Here is a 25,109-nt window from a genome sequence, read left to right as displayed (position 1 = left end):
TCGGAGCCTTCAGCGGGCCCGGATCACCGGGCGGACCTCGACCGCGCCGTTCCACGCCGACGGGATCTGCTGGGCGATCGCGATCGCCGCCTCCAGGTCCTCGGCCTCGACCAGGTAGTAGCCGGTCAGTGCTTCCTTCGTCTCGGCGTACGGCCCGTCGGTGGTGACGACCTTCCCGCCGCGGGCACCTTCCACCCGTACGACGGTCGCCGTACTGGTCGGATGGAGGACCGCGCTGGCGGTGATCAGGCCGGCGTTCTCGTCCTGGAACCGCCGGTACTCCGCGAGCTCCTCGGCCTGCTCAGGTGCGAACCAGTCCACGTCCGCGCTGTAAACGAGCGCCAGGTACTGCGCCATCAGCCCACTCCTTTCCTTGCTGCAGGAACCACTCTGGTCCCTCGGCAAGTGAACGAACAGCAACCCGCGAACAGGACATCCGTCAGCGAGTGGCCTCCGCGACCCGCGCACGGAACTCCCGTACGACGCTCTCGTCGCCGGCGGTCTGGATCGCGGAAGCATCCGTGCGACCCCACAGCCAGAGGAACACCGCATCGGGTGATCCGAAGATCTCGGCGGCCGCATCGCCTTCGTCGCCCTGCTGCACGGTGACGCTGGTGCTGTCCGCGCTGATCGTCCACGTGCGGCCCTCGGACGTGATGCGCACGGTCGCGTCGAGCGGGTGGTCAGTGTCGCCCTCCTCCCACCACGGTCCGCCGAGGTTCGGGAACAGCAACTCGTCGATACCGTCCAGCGCCAGTTCGACGGCGATCGGTGTGACCACGCCATGGGCCTGCTCGACGTCTATTCGGTGCACGACACTCTCCAGCGCCATCCGCCGGTACCAGAACCCCGAGGTGGCGTCGTCCGGGTTGAACGTCCAGGTCTCCAGCGACGTACCGGCCTTCTCCAACGCGGCCACGATCGCTGCGAGCGCCTCGTCGTACCACTCGAAGGTCTCCCGTGCGTCGAAGTCCGGCGGCCATGGGTCGGGCAGCGCGCCGAGCCGCAGCACCTCCACCTTGTGCACGTACACCTGCGCGACATGCCGCAGTACTGACTCCACCGTCCACCCCGGACAACTGGGGATCGCCGCATCCAGCCCCATCCGCCCGACTTCCTCCAGCCGTGCACCCTCAGCCCGCACGTGCCCGAGATAGAACTCGGCCCGCTCCGTCGACAACGTCATATCCGGACCCTCCCAGACCCCGCAGACAGTTTCAGACGCTCCGCTGTTTGAGTGCTTCTTCCCAGTCGGCGGTCTCGGTGTGGCTGATCTCCACCACGCGTTCGGTCAGCACTTTGGCCGGATCCTCGGCGGTTGTGTACCGGCCGGCGCGCTGGACGTACAGCCAGGCTTCGTTCCGCAGGTCCTCGGCGGTCCGGCGGTAGGTCGGATAGGAGTCCTTGAACCCGAAGAGCGTCCGGAGTCCCTCGGCCAGCGCGATCAGGGCGCCGAGCGACGGAGCGAGCCAGGTCGGTGCGCTGATCGCGACCGAGGTCGCGATGAACAAGGCCGCGATGAGCTGGATGGTGCCGAGCCCTCGGTAGGCGACCCGGGCCTGGTTGGCCTGGTGGTGATACCAGCGGAAGCGGAGGCTGATCAACTGCTCCGCGGGCGCGTCGGTGCCGAGCGCCGGGAAATCCGAATCTCTGAGTCTGCCCATGGTGTGCCTAGTCTCCAGCTAACCTTCGGCTCATGGCGAGGAAGAGGGCGTTGCCGTTCGATCCGATCGACGAGGCGTCGCGGCAGTGGGGCCGGCGGTGGGGTGCGGTCGAGCAGATGCGGGCCGTCACGTCGCTGATGCGGGCCCAGCAGATCGTCATCGGGGAACTGGACGACATCCTTCGCAAGCACGGGCTGACGTTCGCGCGGTTCGAGGCTCTGGTGCTGCTGACGTTCTCGCGGCGTGGGTCGCTGCCGCTGGGGAAGATGGGGGAGCGACTCCAGGTCCACCCGACGTCCGTGACCTCGATCGTACGGCGGCTCGAGGCGGCCGGGCTGGTGACCCGGACCCCGCACCCGGACGACGGCCGGGCGGTCCTGTGCGAGATCACCCAGGACGGACGGGAGCTGGTCGAGCGCGCCACCGCCGACCTGGTCGCCGCCGATTTCGCGCTCAGCGGCCTCACCGAGGACCAGCTCAAGATGCTCTGGTCGGTGCTCGAACCGCTTCGCCACAACGCCGGCGACTTCAGCTGATCCCTGCCTCAACCAGCTGTTGTCGAGTGTTACGTCTGCGCTAAGAGTTCATTTCCTACTGAAACTTCCCAAGTTTCCCTATTGCGCTACAAGCTCAGGGCATCCAGGATCGGGGGAACACAGTCGGCCCGCCCTGCGGCCGCGGAAGTAGCTGGAGGACCCATGAAACGCCGTGCTGTCCGGGTGACCGCCGTCCTGCTCGCCGGCGCCCTCACGCTGTCAGGCTGTTCCGGCGGCGGCTCCGCCTCCCCGGCCGACGGGGTGCGGTCGATCTCGTACGCCGTCGACGACCCGGTCACGCTGAACCCGGGCCGTCAGACCATCGCCTTCGCGCAGGACAAGGCGCTGTTCTCCGCCCTCACCTACGTGAAGAGCGACGGCAGCCTGACCTACCTGAACGCCGAATCGGTGAAGTCGACCGACGCCGTGCACTGGACCGTCAAGCTGCGCCCGGGGTGGACCTTCCACAACGGCGAGAAGGTCACCGCGGAGAGCTACGTGAAGGCGTGGAACACGGTCGCCTACGGGCCGAACGCCTGGGAGAACAGCGGCCAACTGGTCAACATCGCCGGGTACGACGCTCTCAACCCGGCCAAGGGCGCACCGAAGACCAAGGAGCTGTCCGGCCTGAAGGTGGTCGACGAGCTCACCTTCACGGTCACGCTGAAGAGCCCCGACGGCCAGTTCCCGACCCAGTTGTCGCAGGCGCAGACCGGGTTCTTCCCGATGCCCGAGGCGGCGTACAAGGATCTCGACGGGTACGGCAAGAAGCCGATCGGCAACGGGCCGTTCGAGATGGACGGCAGCTACACCGAGAACGAGCCGATGACGGTCAAGGCCTTCGCGAACTACCAGGGCCCGAAGCCGAGTATCGACGAGATCGTGTTCAAGCCGTACACCGACATGACCACGGCCTACACCGACGTCCAGGCCGGCAATACCGACATCATCTTCGTACCGGCGGCCCGGATGGCGCAGGTGAGGAAGGATTTCGGCGACCGTGCGTACGTCTTCGAGGGCCTTGGCATGAACTACCTCGGCCTGCCGCTGTGGGACAAGCGGTACTCCGACGTCCGGGTCCGCGAGGCGATCTCGATGGCGATCGATCGCCAGGCCGTCAGCAACGTGATCTACGGCGGGATCTGGACGCCCGCCACAGCGCTGACCCCACCGGGCGAGCCGGGTACGCCGAAGGACCTCTGCGGCGAGCTCTGCACATTCAACCCCACCAAGGCCAAGCAGTTGCTGGCCGAGGCGGGCGGCTTCAGCGGCAAGATGGAGATCCGCTACCCGGGCGGCTCCGGTCTCGACGACCTCTACAACGCGTACGCCAACCAACTGCGGCAGAATCTCGGCATCAAGGACGTCACCGCGACGCCGACCACGGACTTCCCGGAGTTCCAGAAGCTGCGCAACGAGAAGAAGCTGAGCGGCCCGTACTTCTCCCGCTGGGGCGCCCTCTACGCCAGCCAGCAGAACACGCTGCGGTCCTTCTACACCAAGTCCGGCGGCTGCGTGAACTGCATCCCCTACTACACCACGCAGGTCGAGCAGTTGCTGGCCAAGGCGGACGCGCAGGTCGATCCGCAGAAGGCGATCGAGGGGTACGTCGACGTCCAGAAGGCGATCATCAAGGACTTCCCGGCCCCGCCGATGTTCTTCGAGAAGTACACCTACGCGACCTCGGACCGGATCGCGAAGCTGGCCGAGGGTGCGGGCAGCCTGGAGCTCGAGAACACCACCCTGGCGGATAGTTGATGACAGCAACCAACGGAGGCCCGCTCCAGGAGATCCTGGAGCGGGCCCACCGCGTGCCCGACCTGGACCATTTCCCGGGCGTCGACGAGATCACCGAGCGCCTCGACGACTTGGCCGGCCGCTACCCGGGCCTGGTCACCAGCCGACGGATCGGTACGTCGCGCCTCGGCGACCCGATCACGATGTACTCGATCGGCGCCGGCCCCGACGAGGCGCTCGTGTACGCCGGCGTACACCCGAACGAACCGATCGGCTTCTGGACCGCGATCCGGCTGGCCGAGGACCTGTGCGCCGACGAGGACCTCCGCGGCGGCTGCCGCTGGAACATCATCGGCTGCATCGATCCCGACGGCACCCGTCTGAACGAGGGCTGGTTCGACGGTCCGTTCAACCGGGTGAACTGTCTCGAGCACTTCTACCGCCCGGCCCCGGCCGAGCAGGTCGAGTGGTCGTTCCCGTTCCAGTACAAGAACGCGTACTTCGATCAGGTGATGCCCGAGGCGTTCGCGCTGATGCGGGTGATCGACGAGCTCAAGCCGGTGGTCGCCGTCTCCCTGCACAACACCGAGGTCGGTGGCGTGTACTACTACGTCACCCGCGAGCTCGGCGGTTTCGTCGACGAGTTGCACGCGATCACCGCGTCGTTCGGTCTGCCGCTCGACCTCGGCGAACCCGAGTCACCGGTCGCGCGGCCGCTCGGTCCTGCGGTCTACGAGATGATCTCGGCCAAGGCGACGTACGACTACACCGAGAGTCTGGGGCTGACGCCGTACACGTCGTCGGGTGGGTCGTCCTCGGAGTACGCCGAACGGCACGGGACGGTCAGCCTGGTCGCCGAGCTGCCCTACTGGACTCATCCCGCGAACGACGACCAGACGCCGAGCGAGGTGCCGTACCGCGAGGTGCTGGCCCGGATGGCCGATGCCCTGGGCAAGGATCTCGACGCGATGATCGAGATCTTCGACGCCGCCCGCCCGTACCTGTCCGACGATTCGCAACTGGTCCGTGCGACCGACGCCTTCCTCCCGTACCTGGCGAAGCGGCCGGAACGCGACCGGCTCCGGGCCGAGAAGGAGGACCCCGCGCGAGTGGCGACGGTCGCGGAGGCCTTCGGGCTGACCGATGTGCACCGGTCGTTCCGGCTGCGGTTCGGCGGCATGCTGCTGCGCTCGCTCGAGGGCGAGATCGCGCGGGGGAGTGCGGCCGCCGTACTGCATCCACTGTGTCGGCGGATGCGTGAGCACTACCGCGAGTGGCAGGAGGAGGCCGCGGCGCTCGACCAGGAGCTGCGGACCGTCCCGATCAAGGACCTCGTCGGAGTTCAGTACGCCGCCACTCTCGCGCTGTTGAACGCCGTACGGCGGGAGGCGGGCTGATGCTGCGCTTCACCATCCGGCGAGTGATCGAACTCGTGCTGGTGTTCTTCGGCGTCACGTTCGCCATCTACGCGGCCGTGTTCGCGCTGCCCGGCGACCCGATCTCCAGCCTGGGTGGCGATCAGCCGCTGTCCCCGGCGGTGGTCGAACGGATCCGGGAGCTCTACCACCTGAACGACCCGCTCTGGTCGCAGTACCTGCGCTATCTCGGCCATCTGCTGACTGGCGACCTCGGCGTCGACTTCCGCGGCCGGTCGGTGGCGGAGCGGCTGGCGACGCGGTGGCCGGTGACGATCCGGTTGGCGTTGACCGCGTGGGTGATCCAGGTCGTGATCGGGGTCGGCCTCGGCCTGATCGCAGGGTTGCGGAAGAACACCTGGATCGACCGCGGCGTACTGATCCTGACGATTCTGATCACCTCGGTGCCGATCTTCGTGATGGCGGTGACCGCGCAACTGGTGTTCGGTGTGAAGCTGTCGCTGCTGCCGATCGCCGGCGTGACCGACGGCTGGCCGTTGTCGTATCTGCTGCCGGCGACAGTGCTGGCGCTGTACGGGTTGGCTGCGGTGGCTCGGCTGACCCGGGGGAGCGTGGTCGACACGATGAGTTCGGACTTCGTCCGGGCGCTGTGGGCCAAGGGCCTGACTCGGCGCCGAGTGGTCGGCATCCATGTACTGCGGAACTCGTCGATCCCGGTGCTGACCTATCTGGCGATCGACCTGGGCGCATTGCTCGGCGGTGCGGTGGTGACTGAGGGGATCTTCAACCTGCCCGGGGTCGGTCAGCTGCTGTTCCAGTCGATCCGGGTGCACGAGGGCCCGACCGTGGTCGGCATCGCGACCGCGCTGATCCTGATCTTCCTGCTGACCAGCGTGGTCGTCGATCTGCTCAACTCGCTGCTCGACCCGAGGATCCGCCATGACTGACCAGGTGCTGGTGCAGCCGATCGAAGACGACACGCTTGCCGGCCGCGGGGTCTGGGCGACCGTCCGCCACCGCGTGCTGTTCTGGGTGCCGCTGACCGTGCTCGCCGTACTCCTGTTGCTCGCTCTGTTCCCGGGCTGGGTCGGCGGATGGTTCGGCAACCCGGATCCGCGTGCGTGCGACATCTCGGCGAGCGCGCGTCCGTCGTCGCACGGGCATCCGTTCGGCCAGGACCTGCAGGGCTGCGACGTCTACGCGAACGTCGTCCACGGCGCTCGCGCGTCGCTGGCGGTCGGCCTGATGTGCACGCTGGTCGCGCTCGTCATCGCCGTCGGAGTCGGCACCATCGCCGGGTACGTCGGTGGTTGGGCCGACTCGGTGCTGGCCCGGCTGACCGACGTCTTCCTCGGCTTCCCGTTCCTGCTCGGGGCGATCGTCGTACTGAACAGTCTCGGCAAGCGGTCGGTGCTGTCGGTCGCGCTCGTGCTCGCGTTGTTCTCCTGGCCGGCGCTCGCCCGGATGGTCCGTACGACGGTCCGTGCGACCCGGGACGCGGAGTACGTGCAAGCGGCGAAGGCCATGGGGTTCCCGACCAGCCGCATTCTCAGTCACTATGTGTTGCCGAACTCGATCGGACCGGTGCTCGCGGTCGCCACCCTGACCGTCGGGGGCGTGATCGTCGCGGAGTCGACGCTGACGTTCCTCGGCCTCGGCCTGCGGGCGCCGTCGATCTCGTGGGGCCTGCAACTCGCCACCGCGCAGTCCAGGTTCCAGCAGGCACCGCACACCTTGATCTACCCGGGCATCTTCCTCGCCGCGACCGTACTGAGCCTGATCACCCTCGGCGACGTACTCCGCGACGCGGTCAACCCGAAGGGACGCTCCTGAATGACCACCCACGACAGAACGGACGCCGCCTTGTCCTCGTATGACCTCACCACCGCTCGTGAAGCCGCACCCGCGATCGAGAGCTGGCTGGAGTACCAGCGCCGCTACCTGCGGACCCCGGGAGTCCAGGCGGCGATCCGGGTCGGTGACGAGCTCGTCCTGTCGACCGCGCTGGGCAACAGCGACGAGGTGGCCGGTACGCCGCTGCGGACCGACCACCTGTTCCGGATCGCGTCGCACTCGAAGACGTTCACCGCGACCTCGATCCTTCAGTTGGCCGAGCAGGGCAAGGTCCGCCTGGACGACCCGATCGACGCGCACGTGCCCGAGCTCGCCGGCAGTGCGCTGGCGCCGGTCACCGTGCGCGAGCTGCTCGGTCACCAGGGCGGCGTGATCCGCGACGGCGTCGACAAGGACTACTGGCAGCTGATGGATCCGTTCCCGGACCGCAAGGCGCTGGTGGAGTTGTGCCTGAGCCATGGTCAGGTCTTCGAGCCGAACGAGCACTTCAAGTACACGAACATCGGCTACTCGCTGCTCGGCCTGGTGATCGAGTCCGCGAGCGGGCGCTCGTACGGCGATTACGTCGCCGCCAACATCACCGCTCGCCTCGGCCTGGCGAACACTGGCGCGGAATGGGACCCGCAGCGGGCGAGCGAGTACGCCGGTGGACACACCGGGCTGCTGGACGGTTCCGACGTACGCGAGACCATCCCGCACGTCGACACTCGGGCGATGGCCGCGGCCACCGGCTTCTACTCGACCGCCGAGGACCTCACGTCGTACGGCGCCGCGCACTTCTTCGGAGCGGATCAGCTGCTGTCCGACGCGAGCAAGCGGCTGCTGCAGCGCGACGAGAGCCTGGTCAACGCGCACGGCCGCGAGATCGGCCGGTACGGATTGGGCCTGGACATCGTGAAGGTCGGCGACCGCCGACTGGTCGGCCACAGCGGCGGGTACCCGGGCCACATCACCCGGACCTTCATCGACCCGGTCGACCAGATCGTCGTGTCGGTGCTCACCAACTGCATCGGCGGCCCGGCCGGCATCCTCGCGACCGGCGTGGTCAAGCTGCTCAACCTGGCTGCTGACGCTCCGGCCGGCTCCGCGGTGCCGAGCGACATCGACGGGCGCCGGTTCTGCGGCAACTTCGCGAACCTGATGGGCGTGATGAGCATCGCGCTGCTCGGTGGCCGGCTGGTCGCGTTCTTCCCGGCCGCGCCGGACCCGGTCGACAGTTACGAGGAGCTCCAGGTCATCGACGAGAACACGCTGGCCGTCGTACCGGCGGCCGGGTTCGGGTCGATCGGCGAGAAGGTGGAGTTCACCTGGGATGCCGACGGACAGCCCGAGGTCGTCCGGTACGGCGGCAGCTCGCGGTGGCCGGTCGAGGTGTTCCGGGCGCGCCGTTCGGCGCAGATCGCGGACGCCGAGGTGCACGCTTTGGCCAGGAGGTCGTAATGGCGGATGACAAACCGGTCGACGACGAGGCCTGGGAGGAGGACCCGCGCCGCGCGGAGTTCGTCGAGCAGTTCGCCCTGCTCAGAGAGCTGGCCGGCTCGCCGCGAATGGAGGGCCGGGTGCTCGGCTACCTGATGGTGAGCAACAAGCCGTTCGTCTCCTCGGCCGAGCTGGCCCGGGCGCTGTCCGCGAGTGCGGGGTCGATCTCGAGTACGACGCGTCGGCTGATCGACCTCGGGTTCATCGCGCGGCACGCCGTACCGGGGGATCGCAGTCACTACTTCAAGGTCGAGGACGACGTCTGGGGGAGCTTCCTCGCGGGCGAGCGCAGGTCTCTCGGCAAGCAACGGCAGGTCTTCGAGGACATGCTCGCCGAGCTGCCCGAAGGGATGACCGGTCCGCGGAAGCGGCTGCGGAACGCGCGCAACTACTTCGAGTGGCTGGCGACGTACCACCGCAAGATGCTCCTCGACTGGCAGGAGTACAAGGACAAACTCGACGCCGAGGAGGGCGAGTGACCGACGACATCCTGCGGTTCGAGGACCTGACCGTCGACTTCACCGTCGGCGGTACGACGCATCGCGCGGTGGACAACGTGACTTTCGCCGTCCGGCCGGGCGAGGTACTCGCGGTCGTGGGGGAGTCCGGATCGGGCAAGAGCGTCACGTCGCTGGCGGCGCTCGGGCTGCTGCCGTCCAACGCGACGGTGGGCGGGCGGATCAGCTTCGGCGGCGAGGACGTGCTGTCGATGTCGCGGGCCGAGCTGACGACGCTGCGCGGCCGGCGGATCGCGATGATCTTCCAGGACCCGGTCGGCGCGCTGGACCCGGTGTTCACGATCGGGTCGCAGCTGATCGAGATGATCCGGGCGCACCAGCCGGGACTGTCTCGCGGCCAGGCCCGGGAGCGGGCGATCGAGCTGCTGCGGATGGTCGAGATCCCCGAGCCCGAGTCGCGGCTGAAGTATTACCCGCACCAGCTGTCCGGCGGTCAGTGTCAGCGGGTGATGATCGCGATCGCGGTCGCCTGTGACCCCGAGCTGCTGATCGCCGACGAGCCGACCACCGCGCTCGATGTGACCGTGCAGCAGGAGGTGCTCGACGTACTGCTCGCGATGCGGTCGGAGATCTCCGGCGCGATCATGATCATCACGCACGACATGGGCGTGGTCGCGGACGTGGCCGACCGGGTCGTTGTCATGCGCAAGGGATCGGTGGTCGAAACGGCCGACGTCCACGAACTGTTCGACCGGCCGACGCAGCCGTACACGCGGGCGCTGCTCGACGCGGTGCCGCGCGGCGGTCTCCGTGACGACAAACCCTCCGGGCCGACGGAAGGTACGCCGGCTCTGTCGGTCGAGGATCTCGTGGTCGAGTACCGCGGCCGGCGCGGCAAGACGGTCCTCGCGGTGGATCACGTGAACCTCGCGCTCAACCCCGGCGAGATCACCGGTCTGGTGGGGGAGTCCGGGTCGGGGAAGTCGACTATCGGAAAGTCCGTGCTGAGCCTCGCACCGATCACCTCGGGCGAGGTCCGGGTCGACGGTCAGGCTCTCACCACCGCGTCGTCGTCGGCCGTGCGGCAGACCCGGTCCCGGATCGGCGTGGTGTTCCAGAACCCGGCCGGCTCACTGAACCCGCGCGCGACGGTCGGTCAGTCCATCGGCGAGCCGCTCGCCGTCCATCGCGGCGTACGGGGTGATCAGCTGCGTGGACGGGTCGAGGAGCTGCTGGACAGCGTCGAGCTGCCGCGCGGCTGGGCCGGACGGTATCCGCACGAGTTGTCCGGCGGTCAGCGGCAGCGAGTGTCGATCGCGCGGGCGGTCTCGCTCGATCCCGGACTGCTGATCGCGGACGAACCCACATCGGCACTTGACGTGTCCGTGCAGGCGACGGTGCTCGAACTGCTCCGGTCACTGCAGGACCGGCTGCATTTCGCCTGCCTGTTCATCAGTCACGACCTCGCGGTGGTCGACCAGGTCTGCGACCGCGTCGCCGTGATGAGCCACGGCAAGCTCGTCGAACAAGGCACCCGCGAGGCCGTCCTACGCGCACCCCAGGACCCGTACACGATTCGTCTGCTGGAAGCGGCGCCCGTCCCCGATCCCCGCGAACAGGCCCACCGCCGGTCAGTACGCCTGGTCGGCTAGCGCTGGGAAGGTCCGGCGCAGTTCGGCGAAGAACTCTTGTTCCCGCCCGAACCCGAAGGTGTCGACGGCGACCCGCACTGCCCCGATCGCGGCGGTCAGCGGCTCGTCGGCGCACGCCTCGAAGATCGCCGGGATCGCCATCGCCTGCTGCGAGAAGTTGTCGTACCTGCCGTTGCGGGTGGTGATCAGCGTCTTCGTCACGCTCTGATCGCCCCAGGCCCGATCGAACGCCTTGCTGGTGGTGTCGAACGGTTCCGGCAGTTCCTCGCCCCGGTCCATCGCGGCGAGTGCTGCTGCGACCCAGTCGTGCCCGGTCAGTCGGGCTTCCTCGTACGCGCGCCGCGCGGCCCACCGTGCGACCGCTCGCTGCGTCCCGGCGTCGGCTCGCGCGATTGCCTCGGCCGCGGCGCGGTCCGTGAGCGCCACCGGGATCGCCTCCCAGCCGAGTGCGCGCAGCGCCTCGCTCGGCAGGGTGCCGCCCCACTCCCGCGTCTCGACCTCGAGTCGTGCCTCGGCCTGCCTGCGCTCCTGCTCCAGCTCAGCTTGCCGCTCGGCCTCGGCTCGCTCCTCCGCGGTCGGTGGAGGCGGTTGCTGTCGCGCGGAGTCGTGCCAGTACGCCGCCGTACCGCTCGTGACCTTGATGACCCGGTCCGGCTGGGGCGGCGCCGGCCAGAACTGCAGCAGGTAGTGGTCGACGAGCGGCTCGTCATCCAGTGTGGTGTCGGTCTCGTGGCCGGCGTCCATACCGGTTCCGCAGTACCGCACCCGGTAGTCGATCTCGGCCAGGTCCAGCGGCTCCTGCCACTCGCCGGCCCAGCCGACGAGCGCGGTGGTCGCGCCGACCGGCGTGAACGACGCCTCGACGATCTCCTCCCAGGCGTCGTCGAGCGGTGGCTCGGAGTCGTGCAGCTCGACCGAGAAGCCGACGTCGCCGGTGTGCAGGCCGGTGATCAGGAACAGTGCCCCGGGCACCGCCGCACCACACAGCCCGTTCTGCTGGCCGCCGTAGGACGCGCCCAGATCCGACACGAACTCGTGGCTCTGGACGTACAGCTGGCCGTAGTGCACCCCGACCGGTCCGGTCGTCAAAGTCCGCACGGAATCCCCTCCCCAGGTCCTGCCGCGCATCATCTCGCCGGATCGGGGTCAGCCCGGGAATTGGAAATAGTTGGACGTCCTAGTATTTTGGGACCAGTCTTCTAGGAGGTCTGACTGATGGATGCCGAGCAGATCGCGGCCGGCCGGAGCCGGTGGCAGCAGCGGTACGACGCGGCGCGCAAGCGGGAGGCGGATTTCACCACGCTCTCCGGCACCGAGGTCGCGCCGGTGTACGGACCTCCCGAGGGTGTCGACGACCCGCGGATGGAGCGGATCGGCTGGCCGGGGGAGTACCCGTTCACCCGCGGCCTGTACCCGACCGGCTACCGCGGCCGCACCTGGACGATCCGCCAGTTCGCCGGCTTCGGCAACGCCGAGCAGACCAACGAGCGGTACAAGATGATCCTGAACGGCGGAGGAGGTGGCCTGTCCGTCGCGTTCGACATGCCGACGCTGATGGGCCGCGACTCCGACGACCCGAAGGCGCTCGGCGAGGTCGGCCACTGCGGGGTCGCGATCGACTCGGCCGCCGACATGGACCGGCTGTTCAAGGACATCCCGCTGCAGGACGTCACGACCTCGATGACGATCTCCGGTCCCGCCGTACCGGCGTTCGTGATGTACCTGGTCTCCGCCGAGCGGCAGGGCGCGGACATCACCAAGCTCAACGGGACGCTGCAGACCGACATCTTCAAGGAGTACATCGCGCAGAAAGAGTGGCTGTTCCCACCGGAACCGCACCTGCGCCTGATAGGTGACCTGATGGAGTACTGCGCCGAGCGCATCCCGGCGTACAAGCCGCTCAGCGTCTCCGGCTATCACATCCGCGAGGCCGGTTCGACGGCCGGGCAGGAGCTGGCGTACACGCTGGCCGACGGGTTCGGGTACGTCGAGCTCGGGCTGTCCCGCGGACTCGACATCGACGTGTTCGCGCCAGGGCTGTCGTTCTTCTTCGACAGCCACCTGGACTTCTTCGAGGAGATCGCGAAGTTCCGTGCCGCCCGCCGGATCTGGGCGCGCTGGCTGCGCGATGTGTACGGCGCTCGCACCGACAAGGCTCTGTCGCTGCGGTTCCACACGCAGACCGCCGGGGTGTCGTTGACCGCCCAGCAGCCGTACAACAACGTCGTACGGACGGCTGTGGAAGCGCTGGCCGCCATCCTCGGTGGGACGAACTCGCTGCACACCAACGCGCTCGACGAGACGCTCGCGCTGCCGAGCGAGGAGTCGGCCGAGATCGCGCTGCGCACGCAGTCGGTGCTGATGGAGGAGGTCGGCGTCACCAACGTCGCCGACCCGCTCGGTGGATCCTGGTTCGTCGAGGCGCTCACCGACAAGATCGAGGCGGAGGCCGAGGAGATCTTCGCGCGGATCAAGGAGATGAGCCCGGACGGCTCGATGACCGGCGGCATCCTGCGCGGGATCGAGGACGGCTGGTTCATGGGCGAGATCGCCGACGCCGCCTTCGAGTACCAGCAGAAGCTGGAGAAGGGCGAGAAGAAGATCGTCGGCGTGAACACGCTGACCGACACCGTCTCCGGCGAGCTGGAGATCCTGCGGGTCAGCCACGAGGTCGAGGTCGAGCAGTGCCGGGTGCTGGCGGAACGCAAGTCGCACCGTGACGAGGACCGCGTCCGGCGTACGCTAACGGCTCTGGTGGAGGCGGCCAGGAGTACTGGCAACCTGATCGAGCCCATGCTGGAGGCGGCGCGTGCGGAGGCCACGATGGGGGAAATCTGTCACGTTCTTCGGGACGAGTGGGGCGAGTACCGAGAGCCCGCCCGCTTCTGACGAGAGTTCCTCCTCCGACGGAGGCCCGGCGGAACCGAGCGGATTGGGAGCCCGGGCCCGCGAGGCGATCGGCCCGGCGGACGGGCGCGGAGTGGTCGTCTGCGGTGGGGATCGCACCATGCTGCGGGTCGTCACCGAGCTGGTGAGCTCCGGCGAGCGGGTGATCGCGATCGTCAATCCGGCGTCGCGGCACTACGACCGGATCAGTGAGCTCGGCGCGCAGGTGATGGGTGTCCGGGTCATCAGTGAGTCGCTGCTGCGCCGAGCCGGAGTCGACGCTCAGGACGGCAACGCGTCGACCGCGCGGGCCTTGGTGCTGCTCGACACGGACGACGTTCACAACGTCCACACCGCGTTGACCGCGCGCGACATGGATCCCGATCTGCGGATCATCGTGCAGATGGTGAACCCGCGGCTGGGCAAGCAGTTGCACAGCCTGCTCGGCGACTGCGTGGTGATCTCCGGGCCGTCGTTGGCCGCTCCGGCGTTCGTCTCCGACGCGCTCGAGGATGACGAGCTCACCTGGCTCGAGATCGGCGGCCGACGCCTGGTCGCCGGTCAGGCCGACCTGATCCGCGAGCCGCATCTGACCGTGCTCGCGGATACGACGTCGTCCGCGACACCGGAACTGCTGCCGGTCGTGAGCACCGATCCCAGCGGTGACATCGTGCTCGGCACCGGCATCCGCAGCGTCTGGCGGACGAGGGACGTACGGCGTGCCGGGTGGCTGATGGCGGCCGGCGACATCTTCGACCGGAGGGTACGGCGGATCGCCGCAGTGATGGCGTTGCTCGTGCTGGCCGGGACCGTGCTCACGCATTTCATCGCGAAGGTCGAATGGCTGCGGGCTGTCTACCTCGCGGCCGGTGCGGTGACGTCGGCCGGGATCGAGGACGACACGTTCTCCGAGGCGGCGCCGTGGGCGAAGGTCGCAGCCGTCGTGGTCCAGTTGACCGGGATCGTGCTGGTGGCTCTGCTGACCGCGGTCATCGTCGACTCGCTGATCGGTGCGCGACTGTCGCGGGTGATCGGCGGCGTCCGCGGGCGGCCGCGCAACCATGTCGTCGTCTGCGGTCTCGGGACGGTCGGCGCGCGAGTGCTGGAGATCCTAGCTGAGCGGGGCGTCGCGGTGGTCGGCGTCGAGCATGACGAGGACGCGCCCGGCGTACAGACCGCGCATCGGTTGCGGATCCCGGTGGTGATCGGTGACAGCAGCAACGAAGAGACTCTGCGGTCGGCCGGGGTGCAGCGATGTCTGTCGGTGCTCGCGCTCACCGACGGCGACATCACGAATCTGGAATCCGCGATGGTCGTCCGCGACCTGAACCCGGACGCCCGGATCACGATGCGGATGTTCGACCACGATCTCGCGCAGCGGGTGGAGCGCCGGCTCGGGCTCGGCCACAGCCGCTCGGTGTCGATGCTGGTCGCCCCGGCGATCGCCGCAGCCGCCGCGAACCGGCGCAGCCAGGTGACGGTCCCGGCCGGTCGGCGGGTTCTGCTGCTCACCGAGGTCACCGTCGAGCCGGGCTCGGTCGCCGTTGGCCTGCGCCTGGGCGAGCTGGACGAGGCGGGCGGTCTGCGGGTGCTGGCCCGCCAGGACGATGGTCCGTGGGACTGGAATCCGGCGTCCGGCAAAGTGCTCCGGAGCGGCGATCGGCTCGCCGTCGCGGGCACCCGGAGCGGGCTGGCCAGACTCCTTCTGTCGACCCGGGCACGACACGGTTCCACCGCGTCGTAGAGGATAGACCTGTGAACGTACGCAGTGAGCGCCAACTGGGCGCGACCGGAATGCGAGGGCAGTGGTGAGTCAGTCGAACTTCTCCCGTCCCGGGGCGATTGATCTGTCGTCCCTGCGCAAGCCCGCGGCCCCGCCGCCCGGCTCCGGTGGTGGCGCACCGGCGGGCGGTGGCGGAGCGTCGGGCTCGTATGTGCTGAACGTCAGCGAGGCGACCTTCCAGTCCGATGTGATCGAGCGGTCGATCCAGTCGCCGGTGGTGGTCGAGTTCTGGTCGCCGCGGTCGGAGGCGTCGATCGCGCTCGGCCCGGTGCTGGCCCAGCTGTCGACCGAGTACGCCGGCAAGTTCCTGCTGGCCCGGATCGACGTCGACGCGAACCCACAGCTGGCCCAGGCGGTCGGCGTGCAGTCGGTGCCGCTGGTGATCGCCGTACTGCGCGGCCAGGTGGTCCCGCTGTTCCAGGGCACGCTGGGTGAGCCGGAGGTGCGTGGGTACCTCGACCAGCTGCTCACTGTGGCGGTCGCGAACGGCATCACCGGGCGGGCCGATCCGGTCGGACCCGCCGCACCTTCGGGTTCGGTGGAGGACGAGGAGGAGCCGCCGCCGAATCCGCGGTACGAGAAGGCGGAGAACGCGGTCGGCGCGGGTGATTTGGACGGCGCGATCGCGGCGTACGAGGAGCTGCTGAAGGAGACGCCGGGCGACGCCGAGGCGAAGTCGGGCCTGGCTCGGGTGCAGCTGGTCAAGCGCACCCAGGACGTGCCCGCTGATCTGCGGACGCGGGCGGCCGACAACCCGACCGACATCGAGGCGCAGCAGTTGGTGGCCGATGTCGATCTGATGGGTGGGCATGTCGATGACGCGTTCAACCGGCTGATCAGCACCATCCAGGCGACCTCGGGTGACGAGCGGAACGAGGTCCGGCTGCACCTGCTCGAGCTCTTCGAGGTCGTCGGCGCGGACGACGACCGGGTGATCAAGGCGCGGCGGCGGTTGATGGCTGCGTTGTTCTGATCCCTGCTTGTTGACGGACCCCCTCGAGCCCCGCTGGCCGAGGGGGTCTCGTGTTTCTGTTGGCGTGAACTCTTGCAATCCTGTCCGGGGTGCTCTGAGAATAATTCACATGACCAGCGCCGTTGCGGCGACGCCGCCGCCGAGCCTCGAGGCCCGGATTCATGGCCTGCTGCCTGCGCTCAGTCCGGCGCAGGCTCGGATCGCGACCGAGGTACTGCGGGATCCGGCGGCCGTGGCGTCGTCGACGATCGGGCAGTTGGCGGCTCGGTGCGGCACGTCCCTGCCGAGTGTCACCCGCTTCTGTCTGGCTCTCGGTCTGTCCGGGTACGCCGAGCTTCGGCTGGCGCTCGCGGCTGAGAGCGGGCGGAGCAGTCTGAGTTGGGAGCGGGGGACCGGCGCCGAGGTCGGGCCGGATGACTCGCTGGACGACGTACTGCGGACGCTGTTGCGGGCTGACACTCGTGCACTCGAGGACACCGTCGCGTCGCTCGACGTCGATGCGCTCGGGCGTGCGGTGTCGGCGATCTCCGATGCGCGGCGGATCGACATGTACGCCGTGTCCGGGTCTGCGTCCGTGGCTGAGGATCTGCGGCTTCGGCTGCATCGGATCGGGCGTGGTGCCAACACCTGGAGCGACGTACACAACGCACTCACCAGCGCGGCGCTGCTCGGCGTCGGGGATGTTGCCGTCGGCATCTCGCACAGCGGCGAGACGATCGAGGTCCTCGAGCCGCTGGAACGAGCCGGCCGCCAGGGCGCCACAACCGTTGCCATCACCAACTATCCGCGCTCACCCCTGGCCCGGACCGCCGACATCGTCCTCGTCACCTCCGCCCGAGACGTCACCTTCCGCACCGGCGGCCTGTCCGGCCGCCACGCCCAGATGATCGTCCTGGACGCCCTCTACCTCGGCGTAGCCCAACGCGACTACCCCCTGGCCGAACAAGCCTTCGACGCCACCACCGAAGCCATCTCCACCCACCGCCGCCGCCCCTGACCCCCACCCGCCGCCTCTGATTTCCACCCTCCGTCAACCGCCCTTGAAGGAGCACCATGGACAGCCCTCACCGCGCTTTCGCCCCCTCCCGCCGCACACTCCTGTTCGGAGCCGGCGCCACAGCCCTCACCGCCGCGTCCGCATCCGCCCTTCCTGCTTCCGCGGGGCCTGCCTCCGCCGCGGCTGCCGGCTCGGCCGCGGCTGCCGGCTCGGCCGCGGTCTCGGCCTCCGCGGCGATCCCGTCGCCCGATGACCTGCCTCTGACGGGCGGACCGGAGTTCCCGGTCGGCCTGTTCTGGCCGCCGCACCCGTACGCGAGCACCGCCGAACGGTTCACCGAGATCAAGGACGCCGGGTTCGACTTCGTCATCTCCGGCAACTATGCCGGCGACGGCAACATCTTCCAGTACCAACTCGACCTCGCCCGCACCGCCGGCCTGCAGATGCTGATCTCCGACGACATCCAGATCCGCAACATGTCCCGCTGGTTCTCAATCTCCGACAACACCGCAGACTTCCTCAGCGTCACCCCAGACGAGGCCCGCGCCCTCTACACCCGCGCCCGCGATGCGTACGGCCCGTTCTCGTCCCTGGCCGGCTTCAACTTGTACGACGAACCGGGCGCCGGCTGGTTCGGCACCCTGGCCAAAGCCGTCGCGATCTCACGCGAACTCGCCCCGCAACTCTTGCCGTACATCAACCTCTTCCCGTCCGACGACGCCGCGTACTACCGCAGCTTCGTCGACGTCGTGAAGCCCTCGCTCATTTCCTTCGACCGTTACCCGCTCCTGTCCGAGGGCCGCGAGGACGCCAACTACTTCCACAACTGGGCCATCGTCCGAGACGCCGCCCTACACGGCGACATCCCGTCCTGGGTGTTCATCCAGACCCTCGCGTACAACGGTCACCGCGAACCGACCGCCGCCGAACTGCTCTGGCAGGTCAACATCAGCCTCGCCTACGGCGCGAAGGGCATCCAGTACTTCACCTACTGGACGCCCGAGGCCGCCCGCGGCGAAGGCTTCGGCCCCGCATTGATCACTGTTGACGGCAGTCGTACACCCCGGTACGCCGCCGCCCGCAAGATCAACACCACCTGGCTCCATCAAGTAGGCCGAGAACTCAAGCCACTCGTCTCCGAAACCGTTGTCCACGCCAACGAAACCCCACTGCCCAACGGCGCAGTCGCCTTCACCCCCACAAACCTCGTCACCGCAGTCACCGGTGACCCAGTAGTGATCGGCACCTTCCACTCCCGAGACGCTGCCTCCACCGACCGCTGGCTCCTGGTAGCCAACCGCTCCCACACCACCCGCTCCCGCGCGGTCATAACCCCCAACCCCCAAACCGTGGCCACAATCGCAACCTTCCAACCCCCCACCCAGACCTACACCCCCCGCCCCGCCACCCCAACCCCCGTCGACCTACCCCCAGGCGCAGCCACCCTCCTCAAACTAACCACCAAGTAGACGAGCGACTCGGCGCCGAGCCCCATCCCCAAGCCCGGCGCCGAGCAAGCCCCTGGAGGCGTGCGCTGCTGGTCAGCTAGGTAGGCCGGTGTAGATGCCTTGGGCTCGGTAGCGGAGGGGTGGGGCGGCGTACTCCTCCAGGGCGTGGGCAGTCCAGCCGATGATGCGAGAGAGGGCGAACAGGGCGTCGCCGGCGTCGGGGCGGAAGTCGTAGGCGTGCATCATCGCCGCCACCGCGAGATCGCTGTTCGGGAACGACGGGAGACGTGCGGCCAGCACACTCACGGTTTCCGTGATCGGATGGTCGCCGAGCAGTTCGCCCAGTACCTCGGCGCGCGGATCGCGTTCTTGATAGATCCGGTGCCCGAACCCCGGCACCGGTTCACCGGACCGCAGCCTGTCCGACAGAGCGGCCAGCGGATCCTGCTGAGCCCGCTCGAGGAACTCATACGCCAGCGTCGGCGCAGCACCGTGATACTGCCCGTCCAACGCCCCGAGCCCCGCCGACACCACGGCGTACAGATTCGCCCGCGCGCTGGCCGCCACACGCGCCGCAACCGTCGACACCGCCAGCCCGTGATCGGCCAGCAGGATCATCGCGGCTTCCAGCACCTCGGGCCGCGGCGGGTGAGGGGACAGCTTCGGCCAGAGGCGCGCGCCGAGCGTCGTCCGCGACGTCACGGACGGTCCAGGCAGAGCAGCGATCAACGTACCGATCAGCTTCTCGGCCACGCTGGTCACCGAACGCGGCGACAGGTCGAAGCGCAGCGGATCCGCAGCACCCAGCGCGGCCACAGCAACCCGCAGCTTGTCGGTCAAGCGCGCCGAACCCGGCAGCACGTTCATCGCAGCACGCGCGAGCTGCACGGATTCGCGCGGCGCGGGGAAGGGCTGCCGCGCGGTCAGCTCGCCGGTCCACAGCAGATGCGCGACCGACTCGACCGATGAGTTGATCGCGAGGTCGCGCACGGAATGACCGCGGTAGTACAGCTCGTCATCCTCCAGCAACGTCAGCGCGGATTCGATACGTTCGACCACCCCCGAGTGCTCGACCGACCTGCTGGCCAACCGCTCGACATCAGCGATCGCGAACAAGCTCCCGCGCCGCCCCCGCGCCCGGACGCTGGTCAGCAGACCACGGCTCACATAGGCGTAGATCGTCTCCGGCTTCACCTTCAGCCGGCGTGCGACCTCGGCCGTGGTCAGGTAATTCTCGTCACTCTGCTGGGTCATTCCCCGCTCCTCCGAGCGTTGATCCCGCTCCCGTGGGCGGTTACATTGACTGGATCAATATTGACAATCATTGATCGCCTGTCAACTCTGAAGGTATGTCAACAACGATCAATGTTCCGCCGGGCCTTCGCAATGTCGTGGTCACCGAGACGACCCTCGGCGACGTTCGCGGTGAGGAAGGTTTCTACCACTATCGGCAGTACTCGGCGATCGATCTCGCCAAGTCGAAGACGCTCGAAGACGTCTGGTTCCTGATGTTCGAGGGACACCTCCCGACCGCCGACGAGCGGGCGCGCTTCATCGCCGAAGTGGCGCCACTTCGCGTGCTCCCCGACGAGGTTCGCGCCGTCCTGCCCGCGATCGCGACTGCGGGTCCGGTGTTCAACCCGCTCGCCGGTCTCCGCACCGTCTTGTCACTCCTGGCCGCCGTACGTCGTCTCCCGCCGTTGTGGGACGCGGATCCGGTGCGCCAGAAGGCCGACGCGATGCTGGTGTGCGCGGTGACCCCGACGATCCTGGCCGCGCTGTACCGGCTCCGCGAGGGACTCGAGCCATTGGAGCCACGGGCCGATCTCACCGCTGCGGCCAACTGGCTGTACCTCGTGACAGGCAACGAGCCCAGCGCGATCGACGCAACGGCGATCGAGCACTACCTGGTGTCCACTCTGGACCACGGGTTCAACGCGTCCACGTTCACCGCGCGGGTGATCGCGTCGACGGGAGCGGACGTAGTCTCCGCCATCGCCGGAGCGATCGGGGCCTTCTCCGGACCGCTGCACGGCGGCGCACCGGACCGGGCGCTGGCCAGTCTCGATGAGATCGGTACGCCGGACCGCATCGACTCGTGGGTGCGGGAGAAGGTGTCGGCCGGCGACCGCATCATGGGCTTCGGCCACGCGGTCTACCGCACCGAGGACCCGCGGTCGTTGATGCTGCGTGACATCGCGCGGGGGATCGGGGGAGACCTGGTGGACTTCGCAACCACTGTGGAGCAGCGCATCGTCGACGTACTGGCCGAGCTCAAGCCCGGTCGCAATCTCTACGCCAACGTGGAGTTCTACGCCGGTGTGGTGATGGAGCTCTGCGGCATCCCACGCGCGATGTTCACCCCCACCTTCGCGGTGAGTCGCGTGATCGGTTGGTCCGCCAACATCCTCGAGCAGGCCACCGATCCGAAGATCATCCGCCCGATCGCGACGTACGTCGGTCCTCAGCCGCCCGCACCGATCCCGTAGCCCGGCCGCTGAACTGCATGGTGCCGTCGTCCACCGGCTTGAAGCGGAGGGACAGGAGGTCGCGCGGGTAGTTCTGCCGGAGGCGCCAGGGCCCGTTCGAGCCCTGGCGCGGCAGGATCGCCGCGGCCCGCCTGATGTAGCCGGAGGACAGGTCGACCACGGGACGCGGCGGAGCGTCGTACTCCGCTGGGTCGATCTCCGGGACGCAGATGCTGGTCCCCGTCTCGGTGAGGTGGTTGAGCAGCCGGCACACGTACTGCGACGTCAGGTCGGAGCGCAGCGTCCAGGAGTTGTTGGTGTAGCCGATGCACCAGGCCAGGTTCGGTACGCCGCTCAGCATCATGCCCTTGTAGACGAAGGTGTCGTGCGGTGCCACCGACTGCCCATCCACCGTGAGCTGGATCTTGCCGAGGACAACCATCCGGAGTCCGGTCGCGGCGATCACCAGGTCAGCCTGCAGCTCTCGTCCGGACTGCAGGCGCAAACCGGTCGGCGTGAAGGTCTCGATCTCGTCCGTCACAACCGACGCCGAACCGTTGCGCAGAGCCTCGAACAGGTCCGCATCCGGCACTAGACACAGGCGCTGGTCCCAAGGCTTGTAGCGGGGCGTGAAGTGCGGGTCCGCGGGGATGGACTCCGGCAGTTGCTTGGCCGCTGCGCTGTTCAGGAGCCACGCGGCATGCGCCGGCCACTTCCGGAACGCGCTGTAGAGCGCCGTACTCAGGGCAACGTTCTTACCCCGGATCAACCGGTGTGCGAGCTTCTCGGGCAGTACGGCGCGTAGACGGTCGGAGAACGCGTCGTGCGCCGGGCGGGACGCTACATAGCTCGGAGACCGCTGCAGCATCGTCACGTGTTCCGCCGTACCCGCCATAGCCGGCACCAGTGTCACGGCCGTCGCGCCACTGCCGATGACCACCACTCGCTGACCGCTGTAGTCCAGGTCGTCCGGCCACTGCTGCGGATGCACGATCCGACCCTGGAACTCGCTCTGCCCCGGGAAGTCGACCACATAGCCCGAGTCGTAGTCGTAGTAACCGCTGCACACATACAGGAACGAGCAGGTGTACGTCGCCTTGGTCGTCTCCACGGTCCACTGCGCGTCCTCGGACGACCAGGACGCCTTGAGGACGCGCTGCCCGTAGCGGATCCGGCGGTCGATGCCGTAGGTGCTAGCGGTCTCGCGGAGGTACTCCATGATCGCCGGGCCGTCCGCGATCGCCTTCGCCGCCTTCCACGGGTGGAACGGGAAGCCGAGCGTGAACATGTCGGAGTCGGACCGGATCCCCGGGTAGCGGAACAGATCCCAGGTGCCGCCCATGCTGTCGCGCGCCTCGAGTACGGCGTACGAGCGGTTCGGGCTCTGGGTCTGGAGGCGATAGGCCGCACCGATGCCGGACAGTCCCGCGCCGACGATCAGGACGTCGAGGTGCTCCATCAAGTTCCTCCAGAATGCCGGGTCAGTTCCTACTAAGTGCATGTTCGGTGCATGGTCAACGGTAGGCGAGGTCGCCAGGATGGTGCTGTCCGTATCCGGCACGTCACAGTGAGGTGAGTCGAATCATGACCGAGAAATTCGTGATCGGCGCTGTCGATTCCGCCCGGGGCCGTTCGTCAGCAAGATGTCCAGTACAAGCCCTAGACAAGGGAGCCGGAGATGGCGCAGTACATGTTCCTGCTGTTCGACAGCGAAGAGTGGTACGACAACGTCACCGCGGAGGATTGGCAGCAGGCGATGAAGCTGCACGGGGCGTTCGCCGAGGCGGTCGAGAAGGCCGGCGCCCGGATTCTCGGTGGCGAGGCGCTCGAGCGCTCCAGCACCGCGAGCACGGTCAAGAACCGCGAGGGTGCCGAGCCGTTGGTCACCGACGGCCCGTTCATCGAGACCAAGGAGGGCCTTGGCGGCTTCTACCTGATCGAGGCGCGCGACCTCGACCAGGCGCTGGAGCTGGCCAAGCTCTGCCCGTCGGCCAACGTCGAGGTCCGCCCGGTCATGCCCACCTCGGAAGGCTCAGGACCGGCCTGAGACATGGCACGCAGTCGGGTACGCGGACTCCTCCACCCGCCGTACCCGCCTGCCCGCCGGCTCAGGTGCACGCCGGTTCGTGGTGCGCGCCGGCTCCCGGTTCACGCCCTCGGGCACGCCGGCTCCTGGTTCACGCCCTCCCGCGGGCACGACGGTTCGTGGGGCACGCCGGTTCGCGGTGCATGCTGGTTCGCGGTGCATGCGCACTCGGTGTGGGGCCGGCTCGTGGTGCACGCGCGCTCGCGATGGTCGGACGCGCCCCCGCGGGACCGATTGCTCGCGTATGCGGCGGGAGTGAGATGGGGTGAGTGAGGTCGTGGCGGTGGAGGTCGCTCGGGTGGTGGACCGAGTGCACCGGGAGAGTTGGTCCACGGTGCTGGCTTCGGTCGTGCGGCTGACGCGGGATCTGGATCTGGCCGAGGACTGTACGCAGGATGCGTTCGTGCAGGCGCTGCGCACGTGGCCGGACGGGATCCCGTCGAACCCGGGCGGCTGGCTGACTACGGTCGCACGTCGGCTGGCGCTCGACCGGCTGCGGCGGGAGACCACGCTGCGACGGAAGCTTCCGCTGCTGGTGGAGGACCCGGTTGCTCCGGGGGATGTCGAGCAGCCGACGGATCCGCTGCGACTCGTGTTCACCTGCTGCCACCCCGCCTTGGCTCGGGACTCGCAGGTGGCGCTGACGTTGCGGCTGATCTGTGGACTGACGACCCGGGAGGTGGCGGCAGGTCTGCTGATCAGCGAGGCGACAGCGGCCGCGCGGATCACCCGGGCGAAGAAGAAGATCGCGGCGGCCGGGATCCCGTACCGGATCCCGGCGGACCACGAGCTGTCCAAGCGTCTGGATGCGGTGTTGACGGTGGTGCACCTCGTCTACACGGCCGGGCACGTGGCGGCTGGGCCGGACCTGACGCGTGCGGAGCTGACTGGGCGGGCGGTTGAGCTCGCGCGGCTGCTCGTGCGGTTGATGCCGGCGGAGACGGAGCCGCAGGCGTTGCTCGGTCTGCTGCTGATGACCGAAGCGCGAGGCGATGCGCGGCTGAGCGAGGACGGGGAGTTGGTGCTGCTGGCCGACCAGGACCGTTCGCGGTGGGATGTGCGGATGCTGGCGGAGGGAGTGTCGCGGGCGACGGCTGCGCTGGATCGCGGTCAGGGCCGGTTCGTATTGCAGGCGGCGGTTGCCGGGCTGCATGTGACCGCGCCGTCGTGGGAGAAGACGAACTGGACCCAGGTGGTTCGGATGTACGACGCGATGATGGTCAGTTGGCCGACTCCGATCGTCGCGCTGAACCGCGCGGCCGCGCACAGCCTGGTGCCTGGGGCGGACCTTGAAGCTGTCCTCGCCGAAATGGATGCCCTGAGCAACGAACCGGCCCTGAAGGCGTACGCCTACCTGCCGGCCGCTCGAGCTGATGTGCTTGCGCGCCTGGGCCGCATCGACGAAGCCGCCGCCGCCTACGACGCCGCCATCACCCTCACCGCCAACGAAACCGAACGCCGCTTCCTCACCCACCGCCGCACCAGCCTGTGCGACTGAGCCCGGTCTGTGCGACTGAGCCCGGTCTGTGCGACTGAGTCTGGTCGCCAGTGCGGCCTGAGGCCGGTCGCCTGCGTTCCTGAGGTCAGCTGCGCGACTGGGGTAGGTGCGGGCCTGAGGTCCGCTGCGAGAGTGGGGCCGGTCAGCTGTGCGGCTGAGTGCGCCTGTGCCGCCGAGTCCGGTGGCTTGCGTTCCTGAGGTCAGCTGCGCGACC

At 68.4% G+C, this 25,109-nt stretch carries 22 protein-coding genes; 16 read left to right on the top strand and 6 right to left on the bottom strand.

Features of this window, described 5'->3' with window-relative positions:
• Positions 1–9 precede the first annotated feature (9 nt).
• From E0H73_RS15260 to E0H73_RS15250, 3 genes are all read right to left on the bottom strand, one after another.
• Complete coding sequence (locus E0H73_RS15260; protein ID WP_131355674.1) at positions 10–357, bottom strand: YciI family protein; 348 nt, start codon at positions 355–357, stop codon at positions 10–12.
• 82 nt (positions 358–439) lie between these two features.
• Positions 440–1,186: a maleylpyruvate isomerase family mycothiol-dependent enzyme gene (locus E0H73_RS15255; protein WP_131355671.1), complete on the bottom strand. Its 747-nt coding sequence runs from the start codon at positions 1,184–1,186 to the stop codon at positions 440–442.
• A gap of 31 nt (positions 1,187–1,217) precedes the next feature.
• Positions 1,218–1,664 carry a DUF4231 domain-containing protein gene (locus E0H73_RS15250; protein ID WP_131355668.1) on the bottom strand — a complete coding sequence of 149 codons (447 nt, stop codon included), beginning with the start codon at positions 1,662–1,664 and terminating at the stop codon, positions 1,218–1,220.
• A gap of 32 nt (positions 1,665–1,696) precedes the next feature.
• On the opposite strand from E0H73_RS15250, the gene E0H73_RS15245 reads away from it, so the two are divergent.
• From E0H73_RS15245 to E0H73_RS15210, 8 genes are all read left to right on the top strand, one after another.
• On the top strand, positions 1,697–2,200 hold the full coding sequence (locus E0H73_RS15245) for a MarR family winged helix-turn-helix transcriptional regulator (protein WP_131355665.1): 504 nt from the start codon (positions 1,697–1,699) through the stop codon (positions 2,198–2,200).
• 162 nt (positions 2,201–2,362) lie between these two features.
• On the top strand, positions 2,363–3,958 hold the full coding sequence (locus E0H73_RS15240; RefSeq protein ID WP_131355662.1) for a peptide ABC transporter substrate-binding protein: 1,596 nt from the start codon (positions 2,363–2,365) through the stop codon (positions 3,956–3,958).
• The gene (locus tag E0H73_RS15235; RefSeq protein ID WP_131355659.1) at positions 3,958–5,334 is read left to right on the top strand and encodes a M14 family zinc carboxypeptidase; all 1,377 of its coding nucleotides are present in this window, start codon (positions 3,958–3,960) and stop codon (positions 5,332–5,334) included. The genes E0H73_RS15240 and E0H73_RS15235 overlap by 1 nt, the downstream gene beginning before the upstream one ends.
• Entirely contained in the window at positions 5,334–6,260 is a 927-nt protein-coding gene (locus E0H73_RS15230) for an ABC transporter permease (protein WP_131355656.1), read from the top strand. The genes E0H73_RS15235 and E0H73_RS15230 overlap by 1 nt, the downstream gene beginning before the upstream one ends.
• Positions 6,253–7,146 carry an ABC transporter permease gene (locus E0H73_RS15225; RefSeq protein WP_131355653.1) on the top strand — a complete coding sequence of 298 codons (894 nt, stop codon included), beginning with the start codon at positions 6,253–6,255 and terminating at the stop codon, positions 7,144–7,146. The genes E0H73_RS15230 and E0H73_RS15225 overlap by 8 nt, the downstream gene beginning before the upstream one ends.
• On the top strand, positions 7,147–8,607 hold the full coding sequence (locus E0H73_RS15220) for a serine hydrolase domain-containing protein (RefSeq protein ID WP_131355650.1): 1,461 nt from the start codon (positions 7,147–7,149) through the stop codon (positions 8,605–8,607).
• Positions 8,607–9,125, top strand: coding sequence for a GbsR/MarR family transcriptional regulator (locus E0H73_RS15215; protein WP_131355648.1), 519 nt, complete (start codon positions 8,607–8,609; stop codon positions 9,123–9,125). Before E0H73_RS15220 ends, E0H73_RS15215 begins: the two co-directional genes overlap by 1 nt.
• Complete coding sequence (locus E0H73_RS15210; protein WP_165555681.1) at positions 9,122–10,756, top strand: dipeptide ABC transporter ATP-binding protein; 1,635 nt, start codon at positions 9,122–9,124, stop codon at positions 10,754–10,756. The genes E0H73_RS15215 and E0H73_RS15210 overlap by 4 nt, the downstream gene beginning before the upstream one ends.
• Here the strand turns inward: E0H73_RS15210 and E0H73_RS15205 are convergent.
• Positions 10,736–11,854 (bottom strand): WVD2 family protein, encoded by a 1,119-nt coding sequence (locus tag E0H73_RS15205; protein WP_202867400.1) that lies wholly within the window; start codon positions 11,852–11,854, stop codon positions 10,736–10,738. The two genes, E0H73_RS15210 and E0H73_RS15205, sit on opposite strands and share 21 nt — an antisense overlap.
• 117 nt (positions 11,855–11,971) lie before the next feature.
• Here E0H73_RS15205 and E0H73_RS15200 point away from each other — a divergent pair, with 117 nt between their 5' ends.
• The 5 genes from E0H73_RS15200 to E0H73_RS15180 all read left to right on the top strand — a co-directional run bounded on the left by E0H73_RS15200 (position 11,972) and on the right by E0H73_RS15180 (position 18,864).
• On the top strand, positions 11,972–13,645 hold the full coding sequence (locus E0H73_RS15200; RefSeq protein ID WP_131355645.1) for a coenzyme B12-dependent isobutyryl-CoA mutase large subunit: 1,674 nt from the start codon (positions 11,972–11,974) through the stop codon (positions 13,643–13,645).
• Positions 13,566–15,386: an NAD-binding protein gene (locus E0H73_RS15195; protein ID WP_131355642.1), complete on the top strand. Its 1,821-nt coding sequence runs from the start codon at positions 13,566–13,568 to the stop codon at positions 15,384–15,386. The genes E0H73_RS15200 and E0H73_RS15195 overlap by 80 nt, the downstream gene beginning before the upstream one ends.
• A gap of 64 nt (positions 15,387–15,450) precedes the next feature.
• Entirely contained in the window at positions 15,451–16,398 is a 948-nt protein-coding gene (locus E0H73_RS15190) for a tetratricopeptide repeat protein (RefSeq protein WP_131355639.1), read from the top strand.
• A 109-nt stretch (positions 16,399–16,507) separates the two neighbouring features.
• On the top strand, positions 16,508–17,395 hold the full coding sequence (locus tag E0H73_RS15185) for a MurR/RpiR family transcriptional regulator (protein WP_131355636.1): 888 nt from the start codon (positions 16,508–16,510) through the stop codon (positions 17,393–17,395).
• Positions 17,396–17,451: 56 nt separating this feature from the next.
• Positions 17,452–18,864, top strand: a complete 1,413-nt coding sequence (locus E0H73_RS15180) for a hypothetical protein (protein ID WP_131355633.1) — start codon at positions 17,452–17,454, stop codon at positions 18,862–18,864.
• A gap of 72 nt (positions 18,865–18,936) precedes the next feature.
• Here the strand turns inward: E0H73_RS15180 and E0H73_RS15175 are convergent, their stop codons facing one another.
• A complete protein-coding gene (locus E0H73_RS15175) occupies positions 18,937–20,097 on the bottom strand; it encodes a citrate/2-methylcitrate synthase (RefSeq protein WP_131355630.1) in 1,161 nt (386 codons plus the stop codon).
• 95 nt (positions 20,098–20,192) lie between these two features.
• Between E0H73_RS15175 and E0H73_RS15170 the strand changes: the two genes are divergently transcribed.
• Positions 20,193–21,332 (top strand): citrate/2-methylcitrate synthase, encoded by a 1,140-nt coding sequence (locus E0H73_RS15170; protein WP_131355627.1) that lies wholly within the window; start codon positions 20,193–20,195, stop codon positions 21,330–21,332.
• Here the strand turns inward: E0H73_RS15170 and E0H73_RS15165 are convergent.
• Positions 21,277–22,770, bottom strand: a complete 1,494-nt coding sequence (locus E0H73_RS15165; RefSeq protein WP_131355624.1) for a flavin-containing monooxygenase — start codon at positions 22,768–22,770, stop codon at positions 21,277–21,279. The two genes, E0H73_RS15170 and E0H73_RS15165, sit on opposite strands and share 56 nt — an antisense overlap.
• Positions 22,771–22,989: 219 nt before the next feature.
• Between E0H73_RS15165 and E0H73_RS15160 the strand changes: the two genes are divergently transcribed.
• Both E0H73_RS15160 and E0H73_RS15155 read left to right on the top strand, forming a co-directional pair.
• Positions 22,990–23,358 (top strand): YciI family protein, encoded by a 369-nt coding sequence (locus E0H73_RS15160; RefSeq protein ID WP_131355621.1) that lies wholly within the window; start codon positions 22,990–22,992, stop codon positions 23,356–23,358.
• Positions 23,359–23,662: 304 nt separating this feature from the next.
• The gene (locus E0H73_RS15155) at positions 23,663–24,895 is read left to right on the top strand and encodes an RNA polymerase sigma factor (RefSeq protein WP_238164019.1); all 1,233 of its coding nucleotides are present in this window, start codon (positions 23,663–23,665) and stop codon (positions 24,893–24,895) included.
• The last annotated feature ends 214 nt before the right edge of the window (positions 24,896–25,109 follow it).

It is taken from the genome of Kribbella pittospori, assembly GCF_004331465.1.
GTDB classification, from domain to species: Bacteria; Actinomycetota; Actinomycetes; order Propionibacteriales; family Kribbellaceae; genus Kribbella; species Kribbella pittospori.
Note: the sequence above shows the minus strand (reverse complement) of the source record. Positions and strands in the feature narration are given on the sequence as shown.

Bases quoted from the DNA above. Each gene is read 5' to 3' on its own strand.
- E0H73_RS15260 (WP_131355674.1), bottom strand. From the start codon at position 357: ATGGCGCAGTACCTGGCGCTCGTTTACAGCGCGGACGTGGACTGGTTC.
- E0H73_RS15255 (WP_131355671.1), bottom strand. From the start codon at position 1,186: ATGACGTTGTCGACGGAGCGGGCCGAGTTCTATCTCGGGCACGTGCGG.
- E0H73_RS15250 (WP_131355668.1), bottom strand. From the start codon at position 1,664: ATGGGCAGACTCAGAGATTCGGATTTCCCGGCGCTCGGCACCGACGCG.
- E0H73_RS15245 (WP_131355665.1), top strand. From the start codon at position 1,697: ATGGCGAGGAAGAGGGCGTTGCCGTTCGATCCGATCGACGAGGCGTCG.
- E0H73_RS15240 (WP_131355662.1), top strand. From the start codon at position 2,363: ATGAAACGCCGTGCTGTCCGGGTGACCGCCGTCCTGCTCGCCGGCGCC.
- E0H73_RS15235 (WP_131355659.1), top strand. From the start codon at position 3,958: ATGACAGCAACCAACGGAGGCCCGCTCCAGGAGATCCTGGAGCGGGCC.
- E0H73_RS15230 (WP_131355656.1), top strand. From the start codon at position 5,334: ATGCTGCGCTTCACCATCCGGCGAGTGATCGAACTCGTGCTGGTGTTC.
- E0H73_RS15225 (WP_131355653.1), top strand. From the start codon at position 6,253: ATGACTGACCAGGTGCTGGTGCAGCCGATCGAAGACGACACGCTTGCC.
- E0H73_RS15220 (WP_131355650.1), top strand. From the start codon at position 7,147: ATGACCACCCACGACAGAACGGACGCCGCCTTGTCCTCGTATGACCTC.
- E0H73_RS15215 (WP_131355648.1), top strand. From the start codon at position 8,607: ATGGCGGATGACAAACCGGTCGACGACGAGGCCTGGGAGGAGGACCCG.
- E0H73_RS15200 (WP_131355645.1), top strand. From the start codon at position 11,972: ATGGATGCCGAGCAGATCGCGGCCGGCCGGAGCCGGTGGCAGCAGCGG.
- E0H73_RS15185 (WP_131355636.1), top strand. From the start codon at position 16,508: ATGACCAGCGCCGTTGCGGCGACGCCGCCGCCGAGCCTCGAGGCCCGG.
- E0H73_RS15180 (WP_131355633.1), top strand. From the start codon at position 17,452: ATGGACAGCCCTCACCGCGCTTTCGCCCCCTCCCGCCGCACACTCCTG.
- E0H73_RS15175 (WP_131355630.1), bottom strand. From the start codon at position 20,097: ATGACCCAGCAGAGTGACGAGAATTACCTGACCACGGCCGAGGTCGCA.
- E0H73_RS15170 (WP_131355627.1), top strand. From the start codon at position 20,193: ATGTCAACAACGATCAATGTTCCGCCGGGCCTTCGCAATGTCGTGGTC.
- E0H73_RS15165 (WP_131355624.1), bottom strand. From the start codon at position 22,770: ATGGAGCACCTCGACGTCCTGATCGTCGGCGCGGGACTGTCCGGCATC.
- E0H73_RS15160 (WP_131355621.1), top strand. From the start codon at position 22,990: ATGGCGCAGTACATGTTCCTGCTGTTCGACAGCGAAGAGTGGTACGAC.